Source organism: Rahnella sp. WP5 (assembly GCF_000745615.1).
GTDB classification, from domain to species: Bacteria; Pseudomonadota; Gammaproteobacteria; order Enterobacterales; family Enterobacteriaceae; genus Rahnella; species Rahnella aceris.
The window spans coordinates 269,478-284,018 of the sequence record NZ_JQJR01000010.1; the positions used below are offsets into that span (position 1 = coordinate 269,478).

The 14,541-nt window shown below is 51.2% G+C and carries 14 protein-coding genes and 1 pseudogene; 2 read left to right on the top strand and 13 right to left on the bottom strand.

Annotation, left to right across the window (positions count from 1 at the left end; genetic code table 11):
- Window positions 1-36: 36 nt before the first annotated feature.
- Genes EX31_RS10280 through EX31_RS10295 form a run of 4 tightly spaced genes read right to left on the bottom strand, consistent with a single transcriptional unit; the run spans window position 37 to window position 4,564 of the window.
- Entirely contained in the window at window positions 37-1,398 is a 1,362-nt protein-coding gene (locus EX31_RS10280; protein ID WP_037034547.1) for a family 4 glycosyl hydrolase, read from the bottom strand.
- Window positions 1,399-1,433: 35 nt separating this feature from the next.
- Window positions 1,434-2,279, bottom strand: a complete 846-nt coding sequence (locus EX31_RS10285) for a carbohydrate ABC transporter permease (protein WP_037034548.1) — start codon at window positions 2,277-2,279, stop codon at window positions 1,434-1,436.
- A 2-nt stretch (window positions 2,280-2,281) separates the two neighbouring features.
- Complete coding sequence (locus tag EX31_RS10290; RefSeq protein ID WP_037034551.1) at window positions 2,282-3,262, bottom strand: carbohydrate ABC transporter permease; 981 nt, start codon at window positions 3,260-3,262, stop codon at window positions 2,282-2,284.
- Window positions 3,263-3,298: 36 nt separating this feature from the next.
- Entirely contained in the window at window positions 3,299-4,564 is a 1,266-nt protein-coding gene (locus EX31_RS10295; protein ID WP_037034554.1) for an ABC transporter substrate-binding protein, read from the bottom strand.
- Between the two features lie 122 nt (window positions 4,565-4,686).
- On the opposite strand from EX31_RS10295, the gene EX31_RS10300 reads away from it, so the two are divergent.
- Window positions 4,687-5,622: a LysR family transcriptional regulator gene (locus EX31_RS10300; RefSeq protein ID WP_037034556.1), complete on the top strand. Its 936-nt coding sequence runs from the start codon at window positions 4,687-4,689 to the stop codon at window positions 5,620-5,622.
- Here EX31_RS10300 and EX31_RS10305 read toward each other — a convergent pair whose 3' ends face one another.
- The 8 genes and pseudogenes from EX31_RS10305 to EX31_RS26315 all read right to left on the bottom strand — a co-directional run.
- Complete coding sequence (locus EX31_RS10305; RefSeq protein WP_037034559.1) at window positions 5,623-5,889, bottom strand: PTS transporter subunit EIIB; 267 nt, start codon at window positions 5,887-5,889, stop codon at window positions 5,623-5,625.
- Window positions 5,890-6,151: 262 nt separating this feature from the next.
- On the bottom strand, window positions 6,152-7,102 hold the full coding sequence (locus EX31_RS10310; protein ID WP_037034560.1) for a 2-hydroxyacid dehydrogenase: 951 nt from the start codon (window positions 7,100-7,102) through the stop codon (window positions 6,152-6,154).
- Window positions 7,103-7,111: 9 nt separating this feature from the next.
- A complete protein-coding gene (locus tag EX31_RS10315) occupies window positions 7,112-8,428 on the bottom strand; it encodes an MFS transporter (protein ID WP_013575994.1) in 1,317 nt (438 codons plus the stop codon).
- Window positions 8,429-8,589: 161 nt separating this feature from the next.
- A complete protein-coding gene (gene dgoD, locus EX31_RS10320) occupies window positions 8,590-9,738 on the bottom strand; it encodes a galactonate dehydratase (RefSeq protein WP_037034562.1) in 1,149 nt (382 codons plus the stop codon).
- Window positions 9,735-10,352 carry a 2-dehydro-3-deoxy-6-phosphogalactonate aldolase gene (locus EX31_RS10325; RefSeq protein ID WP_037034565.1) on the bottom strand — a complete coding sequence of 206 codons (618 nt, stop codon included), beginning with the start codon at window positions 10,350-10,352 and terminating at the stop codon, window positions 9,735-9,737. The genes dgoD and EX31_RS10325 overlap by 4 nt, the downstream gene beginning before the upstream one ends.
- Window positions 10,336-11,232, bottom strand: coding sequence for a 2-dehydro-3-deoxygalactonokinase (locus EX31_RS10330; protein ID WP_037034568.1), 897 nt, complete (start codon window positions 11,230-11,232; stop codon window positions 10,336-10,338). The genes EX31_RS10325 and EX31_RS10330 overlap by 17 nt, the downstream gene beginning before the upstream one ends.
- Window positions 11,229-11,927 carry a D-galactonate utilization transcriptional regulator DgoR gene (gene dgoR / locus EX31_RS10335; protein WP_037034570.1) on the bottom strand — a complete coding sequence of 233 codons (699 nt, stop codon included), beginning with the start codon at window positions 11,925-11,927 and terminating at the stop codon, window positions 11,229-11,231. The genes EX31_RS10330 and dgoR overlap by 4 nt, the downstream gene beginning before the upstream one ends.
- 322 nt (window positions 11,928-12,249) lie before the next feature.
- Window positions 12,250-12,451: pseudogene (locus tag EX31_RS26315) on the bottom strand (GNAT family N-acetyltransferase); the annotation flags it as partial.
- A gap of 131 nt (window positions 12,452-12,582) precedes the next feature.
- Here EX31_RS26315 and EX31_RS10340 point away from each other — a divergent pair.
- Window positions 12,583-13,020 carry a GNAT family N-acetyltransferase gene (locus EX31_RS10340; RefSeq protein ID WP_037034573.1) on the top strand — a complete coding sequence of 146 codons (438 nt, stop codon included), beginning with the start codon at window positions 12,583-12,585 and terminating at the stop codon, window positions 13,018-13,020.
- Between the two features lie 145 nt (window positions 13,021-13,165).
- Here EX31_RS10340 and EX31_RS10345 read toward each other — a convergent pair whose 3' ends face one another.
- Window positions 13,166-13,660 (bottom strand): GNAT family N-acetyltransferase, encoded by a 495-nt coding sequence (locus EX31_RS10345; protein ID WP_197060718.1) that lies wholly within the window; start codon window positions 13,658-13,660, stop codon window positions 13,166-13,168.
- Window positions 13,661-14,541: the final 881 nt, after the last annotated feature.

Here is a 14,541-nt window from a genome sequence, read left to right on the forward strand (position 1 = left end):
TATGCCGGAAGCTCCCGGCATCAATAGAGTCTGTCTTTATTTCAGATAGTTAAGCCATGGGCTCTGACGAGAAATCATCACATCCACCAGTTCTGGAATAGCACGGCATTTGTTGTTCACCGGGTCAACCAGCAGTGCCTGAATCACCAGATCGCGGGACCCTTCAAGGATGGCCTCCGCCGTCAGGTCGTGGATGGCAACCTGATTACTGAGTAACCCGCCGATACCGGCCGGGACATCGATCTGGATCCCATGTACACCTTTCCGGTCAATAATCGCAGGCACTTCCACGGCGATAAACGCTGGCAGTTGTTTGATAAATCCGCGGTTCGGAATGTTGACGGCGGCCTCCTCATAACCTGAGTCGGTCAGAATCCCTTCGATGACGGGCACCACGCGCTCCTTCAACTTAAGCTCAATCTTCGGCTGCACCTCACCGAGGTAGTTACGATAGAAAGTATAAAAGTCGAGAATGCCGCGATGATCGCTGACCTCGCCCGCCCAGCTGATGTATTCGCCAAAATGGCTGTCGCCGGTGATAGGCAGGTGATGAAACTTCTCAAGGATCTCTTTGAATAACGTACGGTCTGCCCAGGGATACGAGCTGTCTTTGCCGCCGAGCGCATGACGTTCGGTGCTGCCTTCAGTTTCCACCCACTTACCGTGGGAGCGGGTATACGCCAGGATGTCGCTGTAACCCGGCAAAGTTGCGAAATAGTCCGGGGCTTTGGCCCTGACGTCGGCATACGCGTCTTTACCACTGTCTTTATACCGGGCTTCTAACAGCACGCTGAAGTGGTTGAGGCCACCCGAACGCAGATTCAGATTATCGAAGGAGGTTCCCAGTATTTCAGGCAGATAGCGCTCAAGGGACGCTATTTCGTGACACATGCCGACAAAATTCAGCTCAGGGAAAGCACGATGCACGGTGGTACAGATGCGGCTCATCGGATTGGAATAATTAAATATCCAGGCGTCAGGGCAAATGTTGGCCACGTCGGCGCAGATGTCCAAAATAGGCGGGATAATACGCAGCGCATGGAACAATCCCCCCGGGCCGCCGTTTTCTCCGTAGACCTGCTGAATGCCATACTGCTGCGGGATCTGCCAGTCAAGATCCCACAGGGCAAAACGATCGCCCACCTCAATCGAGATAATCACAAACCCGGCACCGCGCAACGCCGTGGCACGGTCAGTGGTCGCACTGACGATAAAGGGGAGATCTTCTTTTGCCAGGAAATCACGGGCCGTCTTTTCCGTTACCGCCAGCGAGGCAGGATTGATGTCATGGAGTACGATTTCACTGCCGTACAGCGCGGTGCTCTGGAAAATGTCACCCAGCGTACCGTAACCAAACTGCGCACTGCCTGCGCCCACTAAAACAATTTTTGTAGCCATATTATTCGGGTCTCCTGACGATACTGATTGAGGCATCAGCCTTTGACTGCGCCGTTGGTTAATCCACTGACAATGCGTCGCTGGAAAATAAGCACCAGCACCACAATGGGAAGCGTGACGATGACTGAGGAAGCCATGATGGCGCCCCATGGAAGTTCGAATTGGGAAGATCCTTGCAACATACTGATCGCCACGGGAACGGTTCGCTTGTCGCCGGAAATCACAAACGTCAGAGCAAACATAAATTCATTCCAGGCGCCGATGAACGCCAGCAGTCCGGTCGTCACCAGCGACGGCCCCATGATGGGCACAAAGATACGGCTGATAATGGTCCAGGTGCTGGCACCATCGACGATTGCCGCCTCTTCCAGCTCGACGGGAATCGCCTTCATAAAGGTGGTCAGCACCCAGATAGTGAAGGGTAATGAAAAGGTGGTGTAGGACAGGACCAGCGCGCCAAGCGAGTCATACAACCCCATAAACCGCACCAGCTCAAACATACCTGACAGCACAGCCACCTGCGGGAACATGGACACACAGAGAATGGTAAACAGCAGATACTTTCGCCCTGTAAAACGAATGCGCGACAGCGCAAAAGCAGCCGTGATTGACACCAGCAGACACAGACCAACAGTGAGCGTTGCCACCACCGCCGAGTTAAAGAGGCTGCGGGCAATGCCGTTATCCATCAGCGCGGTCACGTAATTCCCCCAGTTCATTTCATCGGGCAACCAGATCACGGTGAACAGATTTGCCCCCGAACGTAGCGAGGTGATAATCGCGTAGTAGAACGGGAACAGACAGATCAAACAGGCAAATGCAGATCCTGCAAAAATCAGTGAACGCTGTGCGAGTTTTTGCTGCTGACGATTCAGTTTCATGATTATTCCTCTCCATTGCGGCGGCGACCCAGCATCAGGAAGCAGGCTGCAATCCCTGCCACCATCATGAATACCAGTACCGACGCGGCGGAACCGGATCCCATTTCCTGATAACTCACCAGCAAATCTCGTGCATAACCCGACACCGACACAGTGGCTTCACTGTTGGAGGTCAGGATATAAATCAGATCAAACACCCGTAGCGCATCCATGACGCGGAAAATCAGCGCGACGATCATTGCCGGCATAATCAACGGCAGTGTGATTCGACGAAAACGCTGCCAGGTATTGGCCCCGTCAATCCGCGCCGCTTCATACAGATCGCGCGGGATCAGCTGCAATGCGGCCAGCAGCATCAGCGCCATAAACGGTGTGGTTTTCCAGACATCGACGATGACCACCGCCCACATGGATAACCCCGGGTCTGCTACCCACGCCAGCGGGGAGTGAATAACCCCAAGCCTGAGCAACAGATTGTTCACCACCCCATACTGGTCATGGAACATCCAGCTCCACATTCTGGCGGACACAATCGTCGGGATCGCCCACGGCACCAGAATGGCGGTTCGCACCAGCCCCTGACCGCGAAACTTCTGGTTCATCAGCAGGGCAAGCAGCATGCCGAACACCAGTTCAAGCGACACCGACATCACACTGAAACGCAGCGTGTTACCAACGGCCTTCCACCACAGCGGATCGGCCAGGACGCCGTAATAATGGGCACCGTCGGCCAGGTCAATGTAGTTGGTGAAGCCGACAAAACGGTAATCATCGGGCGAATCCAGCATGGCATCGGTGAAGCTGTAAAACAGTGTGCGGAACAGCGGCCAGCCTGCAACGGCGGCCAGTAACAGAAGAGATGGCGCCACCAGCAGCCAGGCGATACGGCTGCGGCGTAGCTGATAACCGGGCTTGCTGCGCTTCACCGCGCGGCTGCCAACGTTATCGTCAGGAAGTGATAGTGAGGGTGTTTCTGGCTTCATGCGTCAAACTCCGGACCGTTAATGGGGACGCTGAACTCAGCGCCATCCTCTGGCTTTAATTCTCTCCAGCCGCTGCTGCAACTCTGCCACTGCGGTCGCCCCGTCGCTGTCGCCACGCAGCACGTTGTAAGTTGCGTTATAAATCGCTTTGGATACCTGCGCGTACTGGCGTTTGGTCTGCGATGCAGGGCGAGGCCTGGCCAGCAGGAAGATCTCTTTAAACTCGGCGAGATAGGGTGCCTGCGCCAGGACGTCAGGATCGTCATACAGCGCGGTGCGCGACGGTGCCCTGCCCATCAGCGTCAGCCCTTTCTTCTGTGATTCGGCACTGCTGACAATTTTTAACAGCGCCAGCGCGGCTTTCGGATTTTTGGTGTAAGCGCTGATCGCCCAGTGCCAGCCGCCCATGGTGCTAACAGAGGTGCCGTCCTCGCTCCGGGGTAACGGAATGACGCCGACTTTGCCACGGATCGGGCTGCTGCGGTCTTGCGCCAGCGTGTAGGCATAAGGCCAGTTGCGCATAAACAGGGCATCACCGTTCTGGAAGACCGGACGGGACTCCTCTTCCATGTAACCTAATGCTCCCGGTGGAACGATTTTCCCGATCCATGCCGCGGCCATATCCAGCGCCTGTGCGGCGCGTTGATTGTTGATGGTGATATTGCCGTTAGTATCAATAAAACTGCCGCCCTTCTGCGACTCCACCCACTCCAGCGCATTGCAGGTCAGCCCCTCATAGGCTTTGCCCTGAAACACCAGCCCCCAGAAGTTTTGATGTCCCGCTTCACGCTCACCTTGTTGAACCAGCGTGGCAATACGCGTCAGCTCGCGCCAGGTCACAGGCGGCTTTTGGCCGTATTTCGCCAATAAATCTTTGCGATAAAACAGCGCGCCTGCATCCATGTAAGCGGGAATGGCTTTGACACGACCGTTAACGATGTCGTTTTGGAACGCGTTCGGGAAAAAATCATTGCGGATATCACTGACGCTATCTGTTAAATCCAGCAGATGTTTATCCAGCACACCGATCCAGACGGTGTCGGCCTGGAAGAGATCGATCGCGCCCGAATCTTTGGCGGCAAATATCTGTTGAAACAACGACAATTTTTCATTCGAGGCCGGTGGAAGATCGATAAATTCCAGCGTGTGACCGGTCTGCGCTTCAAACTGCTGTTTAATGTCGTTACAGAACTGACGACTTTCCTTGCCAGGCGGACATTCCATACGCAGGGTGTCGGCATGAACCAGACTCGATGTCAGGGTCAGCGTGGCTGCAACCAGTCCCGGGATTACTCGTCTCATGGCTTACTCTCAGGTCGTGGCGGGAATACCGTCATAGGAGGAAAATAGCGAAGCGGAGACATTGGTGGAAATTGATTTTCACTGCTAAGGTATAAAAATTATCTATACCACTAGAGGAATGTGTGATCTTGGATAAAATTCTGCGGCAGTTTATCGAAGTGGCGATGTTCAAAAATGTGAGTCATGCAGCAAACAAACTTTGCCTTAGTCAGCCGACACTTACGCATAATATGAAGAAGCTGGAGGAGAATCTGGGCGTGCAGCTGCTTGTGCGCACCTCAACGGGCGTGAAAACGACCGAGTACGGCGATCTTTTGCTGGAGCAGGCGCAGATGATGCAGCGTATTTATGAAAATACGCTGAGTAAACTGGCGCTTATCAAAGCGCGTCAGGTGCAGAGTCTGCGGATGGGCACCGGGCATGCCTGGTGGCACATGTTTGTACGCGACAGTTTCAACACTTACCGCACGCTGCATCCCACGGTAAATATCCATATTGATCAGGGAAATCACCTGCGACTGATGGACTTACTGCTTGGCGGTGATATCGATCTCTTTATCGGGCATGAGATTCAGGGGCTGAATTCCAGGGCAGGCATCACCTTTGTGCCGCTGTTCAGCGTCACCGACAGCCTGTTTGTCCGACGCGGGCATCCGTTAGGCAACAACGTCATCGACCCCTTCCAGCTGCAAGACTATCCTTGCGTTGAACTGACGCCGGATGAAGGGCGTTTTCAACACATGGTCGAAGATATGCAACCCAAAAGGCTGGCGCGCAACCAGATGCATCTTGAAGATAGGGTGATCTGGTCAACTAACTCGATGATGGCGGCGATAGACATGGTCAATGATTCCGACGCCATCATGCTGAGTTATCCGACGTGCATGGCGGACTACTTTGCGCCTTACGGCATTATACCGCTGCAAACCACGCAACAAAGCCCGCGCTATAACGTGGGCTTTTATATGATGCGGGAGAAGATGGATGCGGCGCACGTGGTGCAGATGCAGGCATTGATGCAAGAGCATCTGGCGCGGGTCAGCCACCTGCTGGTCTGACTATTTTTGAGTTAACGCCGTCAGCGCCTGATACAGCGACCGGGTATTGCCCGGTCCGACCACCAGGTGATACTCCGTGTCGCATTGTGGTGTTTCTACTTCAAGTACAGCCCGAATGGCCTCCGGTGCTTCTAATGCCTGCCTGTCGAGCCGGGAAGCATCGCGAACCTGCATCCGGATCCTACTGGCACAGTAGGTCATTTTAGTGAGGTTATCCGCGCCGCCAATTGAGTGAACAACTAACGCTGCCAGTTGTTGGGTTTCCATATTCTCTCCTGATAGCCCTTAATGTTTCCGCAGCAGCATAAGTCTGACGTTCAACAAAGTGAAATCGATTTATTCGCAAGCGATATAGACATTGTCTATATCTTTACGGCAAGGCCTCTGCCATTGAATACCTCAGGCATTTCCAGTCTTCCCTCCGCTCCGGGACAATTATCCCCTCCCGGATGGGGGTTTAACGCTGGCAATAAATAAGCGCGACGTAACGCCGCGCTTTGATTTACATGCAGAATACGTTTTCACTCGCTTACTGCGGAACAGGTGTCACCAACGGCTCGCCAGCAAAATAGGCGTTGACATTTTCCAGCACCAGACGCGACATCTCTTTGCGCGTCGCCCAGGTAGCACTGGCCATATGCGGCGTGACCACCACATTTGCCCGGTGTAACAATGCGTGCGGGACGTGCGGTTCGTCGGTGAAAACATCAAGACCGGCTCCCCCGAGTGTCCCCTCTTCGATGGCTTCAATCAGCGCCCGCTCATCGACTACCGAACCACGGGAAATATTGATCAGAATGCCTTCCGCGCCCAGAGCATTCAATACATTGCGGTTAACGAGGCCGCGGGTTTCGGCACCACCGTTGGTACAGACCACCAGAAAATCACTCGCCCCGGCCAGCGATAGTAATGTTGCATGGAAGGTGTAATCCGTGTCGGCAAGTGCAGCGCGATCCGTATAGGCGATCGACATATTAAATGCCGCAGCGCGTTTGGCGATAGCACGCCCAATACGCCCCATGCCAATAATGCCTAACCGCGCCCCTGAGACTTTACGGGTCCAGGGATAACCGCCCTTCTGCCATGCTCCCTGTTCGATAAAGCGTTGTGCTGCGGGGATCTGGCGTGACGTTGCCAGTATCAACCCCATGGCCAGGTCGGCGACGTCATCCGTCAGTACGCCGGGAGTATGGGTCACAGCGATCTCACGTTCTCTTGCTGCGGCAACATCAATACCGTCATAGCCAACACCAAAGTCGCTGATGAGTTCAAGGTTAGGTAGCCGTCCCATAAATTCGCGACTGACCACGGCTTCGCCGTTAGTGAGTACTACACGAAACTCGGCGGCTAACCGGTCAAACTCCCCGGCGGCCATGTCGTTGTATTCATACACATCGTATAGCGCGTTCAGTTGTGCATTCAACTGATCTGGCAGCGATGCCTGCTTCAATATTTTCTGTTTAACCGCGATATTCTTCATAACAAGACCTTAGTGTTGCGATAATGATGAGGCTGACGATTTTGTCGCTATTACTTTAGCCGGACGGCCGACATAAATACCCACGATGCCGCCGATAACCAGTGCCGTAGCAATGATCAATAAGCCATAATGGAAACTGCCGGTGACGTCCTTTATTTTTCCCAGCAATGGCGGCAATCCCAGACCGGCAAAGTTGGCAATGGCATTAATGAAGGCGATAGACGCCGCCGCAGCAACACCTGCTAATTTTTCGGTCGTTACCGCCCAGAATATCGGGGTCAGCGCGAAGTTAAAGCCGACGGTCAATACCAGCATAATATAGGCAATAAAGAGGTTACTGGTATATATCGAGGCAGCCAGCAGTAAGCCGGAAATAATTAACGGCACCCCCAGATGTAGCGAACGCTCTTTGGTGAGATCCGAATGACGTCCATTCACGTACATAAATATCGCGGCAAAGGCAAAAGGAATGGCCGACAAAACGCTAATAACGAAATTACTCTGTTCTGTAGCCACACTTTTAATAATGAGCGGCAGGAAGAGTGTAATACCAATTGAGCAAAATGCTTGCAGGAACCACACCAGACTCAACATCAATACCACTTTATTCCTGAGCGCACTGGCCCATGAATGATGTTTCCCTACTTCTACGTCACCATTCTCTTGTTGTAACCGGGTGTTCAGCCATTTTTTCTCGTCCGCACTCAACCAGGTGGCATGATTTGGCGTATCCGGCAGACGTAACAGTACCAGACAGCCGAGAATGATGGCCGGGATGCCTTCCATCGCAAACAGCCAGCGCCAGCCCGCGATATCGGCAATGCCGTGCATATTGAGAATACTGCCGGAAATCGGTAATCCAATCACTGACGCCAGCACCGATCCCATATAGAAGAACGACATGGCACGGGCGCGGTTGCTCTTGGGAAACCAGCAGGAGATATAGTAGATAATCCCCGGTGTAAATCCGGCTTCTGCCATACCCAGCAAAAAGCGCATCACGTACAGTTGTGTCGGCGTATGGACCAGTGACATCCCGGCGCTGACAACCCCCCAGGTAATCATGATGCGCGCAATCCAGATACGTGCACCAACCCGCGTCATAATGACGTTACTGGGTATTTCAAAAATAATGTAGGAGATATAGAACATACCGACACCCAGGCCATACATACTGGCAGACAGGCCCAAATCGGCATTCATTTGCAGTGCCGCAACGGATATATTGGTTTTATCCAGATTGGCAACAAAGTAGCAAATAATAATGAAAGGTATTATTTTTGCGTTTAATTTTTTTAGTGTTGTAGAGCACAGATCGATGTTCATTATTATCACCTTAATGAGTCTGCTCTGGTGTCAGGGCATAAGATGGCCATTCCACGTAATGTGGATTGAAAAACAAATACGGATATATCGATATTATTATTAATTGCTTTATTGATATAGTTTTACCTGATACTTCTGTTATTTGAAATATATAGAGCAGGTTACCATTCGGCGACAGCGCCATCTTCATAACGCCAAATTGGATTGCGCCAGTCAGGGGCATTCTTACTGCGATCAATCACCAACTCCTCATTAATTTCAACGCCCAGTCCGGGTTTATTCAGCGGATAGAAATAACCATCCGTCATGGTAAAGTCTTCTTTATTAATGACATAATCCAATAATTCGGCACCCTTATTATAATGGATACCCATACTCTGCTCCTGGAATACCGCATTACGCGCCACAAAATCCAGATGCAGGCAAGAAGCCAGTGCGATCGGCCCCAACGGACAATGCGGTGCCAGCGAAATATCGTAAGACTCTGCCATCGCCGCAATTTTGAAGCATTCCGTGATCCCACCTGCGTGCGACAAATCCGGCTGGATAATGGCTAAACCACCGTCGGCCAATACACGTTTGAACTCAAAGCGCGAGAACATGCGTTCACCGGCAGCAATGGGAATATGTGTCTGAGCAGCCAGACGAGGATAGTATTCTGCCTGTTCGGCCAGTACCGGTTCTTCAATAAATAGCGGACGGTAAGGTTCGAGCTCTTTGATCAGAATCTTCGCCATAGGTGCATTGACGCGGCCATGAAAGTCGAGTCCGAACTCAATGCTGTTACCGAATGCTTCACGAATTTGCGCCACGACGGCGACGGCATCGTCAACTTTACGTGAATTGTCTATCATGCCCATTTCTTCGCAGCCATTGAGTTTAAAGGTATCAAAACCAATGCCTTTCAACTTTTTAATGCCTTCAATCACATCTGCCGGGCGGTCGCCGCCAACCCAACTGTAGGCTTTAATCTTATCGCGAACCAGACCACCGAGCAGTTGATAAACAGGAACGCCCAGGGCTTTGCCCTTAATGTCCCACAGTGCCTGATCGATGCCGGAAATCGCGCTCATCAGAATCGGACCACCGCGATAAAATCCACCGCGATAGAGGGTCTGCCAAATGTCATTGATGCGCGCCGGATCCTGTCCGATCACATATTCAGACAGCTCATGCACAGCAGCCTCCACACTGCGGGCACGGCCTTCAACAACCGGCTCTCCCCAACCGACAATGCCTTCATCAGTTTCTATTTTCAGGAACATCCAGCGCGGCGGCAGCCGGTAGGTGGTTAGTTTAGTCACTTTCATCGGGTTGATTCCTTATAAGCTTTAACAAAGGCGTTGGCTTGTTGTGCCGTACGTTCAACAGACTGTCCGGCACGGTAGAGATCACTTCCCAGCCCTGCACCGATACAACCGGCATTAAGATAGAGATGTAAATTTTCAGGAGTGATACCCCCCACGGCAAAGACCGGAATTTCTGGCGGTAGCACCGCTTTCAACGCTTTGATGTAATCCGGTCCAAAGGCGTTGGAAGGGAAGATTTTCAGCGCCTGAGCGCCCGCATCCAGTGCATTGAAGGCTTCCGTCGCGGTCGCGCAACCAGAGCAGACGGTCATGCCATACCCCACAGCCCGGCGAATCACTTCCGGCTGAATATTAGGGGTGACCACCAGACGGCTGCCCATCGTATTCAGTTCATCAACTTGCGCAGGTTGTAAAACCGTCCCGGCACCAATCAGCGCCCGATGCCCGAACTCTTTCACCGTTTCACTGATGCTGCGCTGCCAGTCAGGCGAGTTGAGTGGGATCTCCACGGCATCAAAGCCTGCCTCCAGCAATGCTGTCACATGCGCCTGAACGTCTTGTGGCGTGATACCGCGCAGAATGGCGATTAACGGAAGTTCAGTATTCCAACTCATTGATAATACTCCTTATACCTGCCTGGAAAGCGCGATCGCCTTCCAGCGTTTGCCAGGTCAGTCCGGCAAACTTCAATGCCTGCTGGTAACGTGCGGTCAGTTTGGGACTCCCAATTAAGGTAATGGGCTGATCGCCAGTGATGCCGTATTGCCGCTGCATTTGCGACACTTCATTGCCGATCAACAACCCCGACAGCCATTCACTGACGGCGCTTTTATCTAATTGCCCTAACACATGCGCCGCGCGGGTCTCAAAAAGACTGCGAATAATGTTGGTTTCTTTGAAACCACTCTCCAGCCCCTGCTGGAATACCGCCGGATTTGCCTGTTGCTCAGTCAGCCCGATACCAATCAGCGAATGGTGCATCAGCAAATGGTGGAGTTCGCCGGTCATGACGGTACGGAAATCAACAATCTCGCTACCGTCCATCTGTACCCATTTACTGTGCGTTCCCGGCATCAGATAAAGCGAAGCCGGACATTCTGTATAAGCACCGATTAACTGTGTTTCTTCACCGCGAATGACATTGCAATTCCCCTCGCTGACCACACTCAGACCGGGAATAATCCACGCGTTGAACGGTGTCGCCTGCTCCACCCGCGTTAACTGTCTGGAGAAATCAGTCAGCCGCGTCGGGCAAGGCAGATACGGTACCGTCATCCATCCTGCATTGCTGCCAACCATTCCCGCCATCAGAACCGGTACCTGATGAGCTTGCCAGGGTAAAAGTGTGTCGCGGAAAACCTGTTCAGGAGTACGGCCATTGAGCCGGGTAACCCCCGCTTCTGACTCCAGGTGATCGGTACATTCACCGTTCAGGTAGAGCCAGGCGCGCAAGTTGGTCGAGCCCCAGTCAATGGCGATATAACTTTCTCTCATGTAATATCCTTCAGCCTTTTGGTCGAGCTGGCGATCATTGTCAGTGCCGCCTGTTCTGCTGCATCTGCGTTCTGATGCCGTATCGCATCGTACAGATCCTGATGCTCCTTCAATGTGCGCGGCATGTTGGCTTCATCGGCCATATAGGTCCGTTCAAATACGGCACGCTGTAAGGAACTTATCGCCACACTGAGTTGTTGCAGCACCGGGTTATGCACCGACGCCAGTACCGCTTCGTGAAAACGGATATCAGCCTCATTGAAGGCGTCACGATTTTGGTGATCGGCGATCATATCGTTAAGCGCTTTTTCAATAACCGCTAATTCGCTGGAGGTCGCCCTTTCCGCAGCCCAACGGGCAATGACCGGTTCAACCAGATTACGCACCTCGCTCATCGCCGGGATCAGCCGCGGGTCATAATCATTCGCCAACGACCACTGCAAAACATCGGTATCCAGATAATTCCACTGGTTGCGTAAAGCCACAAAAGCACCGCGATAACGCTTTATCTCCACCAGCCGCTTCGACATCAACGAGCGAAGCACTTCACGAATGATGTTCCGTGACGTCTGGAACTCTTCGCACAACTCCGTTTCCGCTGGCAGCGCAGACCCCGGGGCATATTTGCCAGTGACGATTTGCTGCCCTATCTCGAGAATAATGCGATCGGTTTTGCTCAACTCCTGGCTACTCATAGATGCTCCACAAAAGACTAAAAGGAAAAGTTGCCGGGTACTTTACCTGTATCGAGCCTATGCGTCGCAAGATCACCGCACAATTCACAATTATTGTTCTTAACCTTGATGAAAATTGTAGTACAAAGCATTAATTATGTACTGCAATGTAGATCACAAAACGGTCGATGCCTTGCGATTTTGCTGAACAGCAGGGGTTAGCACGAAGATCGTTTTCGTTTGGCGAAAATCCAACAAGATGAGAATCTTTTATCGCTTTCTGGCCTGAGTTCGCTGGCCAGATGGGCTGGGAGAAATGCGTCGAATTGAATTAAACAGGCTGGATGATGCCATCAGTCTCTTTTAGGCATACAGCGAACTGGCTGGTATCACGGGCTCTCCTGTCAACCTCAATCTTCCAGTGAATTGAGTTTCTCGTCCTGAAAACAAGGTGTGCGGGGTGAAGACAGGTAATCGAAAAGTGCCGATGCGTCTTTCTGTTTGAATGCGCGAATAATGAGTCGCGGTGTGGTAGTTAAAATCATTAAGACCTCATATTACCTGGCAGGTGTTTATGCATTCTGAAAAGGCGGGCAACTGGTAAATCCAGGTTGTCCGCGCTAACCTCACTGGCTACTCAGGCATTGGGTCTGTCACTTTTGAAAGGGCATAGGGAATGGTCAGCTTAGCGGAAGAAATCAGTCTTGAGGTAGGTGAAGATTCAGATGCAGCGCAATTGCTGCTAATTGAAGAAGGGCTCAATGAATTTAACGATCTTATGACGGGTATAAACGATCGTAAGCCACTGTCTGTATTGGTCAGATCAACCCGCACGGGTAAGGTACTTGGCGGAATGCAAGGGCGGTCATCGCTGGGACTCCTGTTTATAGATCTTTTTTATCTTCCACCCGGGTTGCGAAAAATGGGGATAGGTTCAGACATCCTTCATCGCTTTGAAGATGAAGGGCGAAAAAGAGGCTGCTCTGCTGCGTTTCTCTATACAATAAGCTTTCAGGCTCCTGATTTTTATAAAAAGTATGGCTGGGAAGAGTTCGGGCGTATTGACTGTCAACCGGAAGGAACAAGCCGTATTTTTATGAAAAAATCATTATAGGACATCTTAAATTTTGGCAAATATAACCAGGGGTAGTTAGTTCCCCAATATCATCTTGTTGATGAGTATTTACTCGCGCTCTGCCCGTTTCTGTCACATAGCAGCCCCACGCAGACGGACTGTCCACTGTGAGCGAAGCCGACGCTCAGGCCTTCCCCTTAGAAGATATCGGCATGCCCATTTCAAGCGCACGCACTTCAAAACCAAACTCCTCATACAAGCGGATTGCTGCCTTGTTGAAATGCCAAACAGCCAGTCGGAGTTCCTGCGCGTTACGTGCCAAAGCCCATTCACGCACTCTGTTCATCAATACTTTACCCACTCCTTGCCCTCTGTATGTTTCAAGAACACATATTGAGCAAATCCTACAACCAGGGACTGGCTTCAGAAGTGGACTTGTTGGTATTGATATGTTCGCTGTAATAAACCCGATGGGAAGAGAGTTATGCCGGGCTATAAACGCAACATGATCATCAGTTTCAATAAATTCCATCCAATGGGGTTCATCTGCTCCCTCATTCAAAGTCACATCAGCATAAATATCTGGGCGCGCTTTATGATGGATGATATTGAGCTCGCGAGCCAAATCACTAATGATCGCAAGATCAGAACGTATTGCTTCTCGGATACTGAGTTCCATATCCAAATTTTTTATCTCCAATGAGGATCCTCGACCGAGTCTGTCAGCCAGTCGGATTAATTATAAAATCAGTTACGACGAGGATGCATTACAGCAAATTTGCACTTTTCGTTGAGTCCTGTGGACCTGGATTGCATTGTTCTTTTGTTCCTGGGAGATAAAAAGTGCCATTCTCAGCAGGATCCGTTCCTCCTGGGCATCCTGCCCTACCTGGTGAATTATCTGAACTGCCGCCGTCAGAGCCCCTCCCTCCGTCTGCACCTGGTTTACCAGGTTGTGACATAGACCCACCGTTTCCACCATACGCCCCCTTACCTCCCGCACCACCATCTGCAGCACCCAAAGAAAAAGCGACAAGCGCGAAAATACACACAAAAAAGTGTTTATCCATATATGCATCTCCATTATTGAATAGACTCATGCTGGCCACATGAATTTTCTAAAATATCCGTTGAATCTGCTCTCATCAATTAAAATACCGTGATGTAAATAATGTCCGCTGTTGGCACGCAGCAGACAAACACGTGACGCTGAAGGTCTGCTATGAGCGGGGGCCTGATATCGTGCCCAAAAAGGTAGGAAAGTCATTTACCCAACACGAATCTGACTTCACTATGCAACTTGTTAAGGACATGATCATTGCTAAGAATTTTGATTAACCATTTTGTTTGAGTGGATATGCAAGTCATTACTTGTTATAACTCTTTGAGATCAGGCTAAAATGTAAAAGGTCAGAAAGGATGAACAATACTAATTGGACTTGGGAAACACATTTCAATATAGACAGCTCAGTACTTCTTAAAATTGTGGTGGTAGTACTTCTTTTAGTTTGGGGTTGTGCTGAGCTGCGGAAAAGAAGGAAAAAAAAACCAAATTTAGAA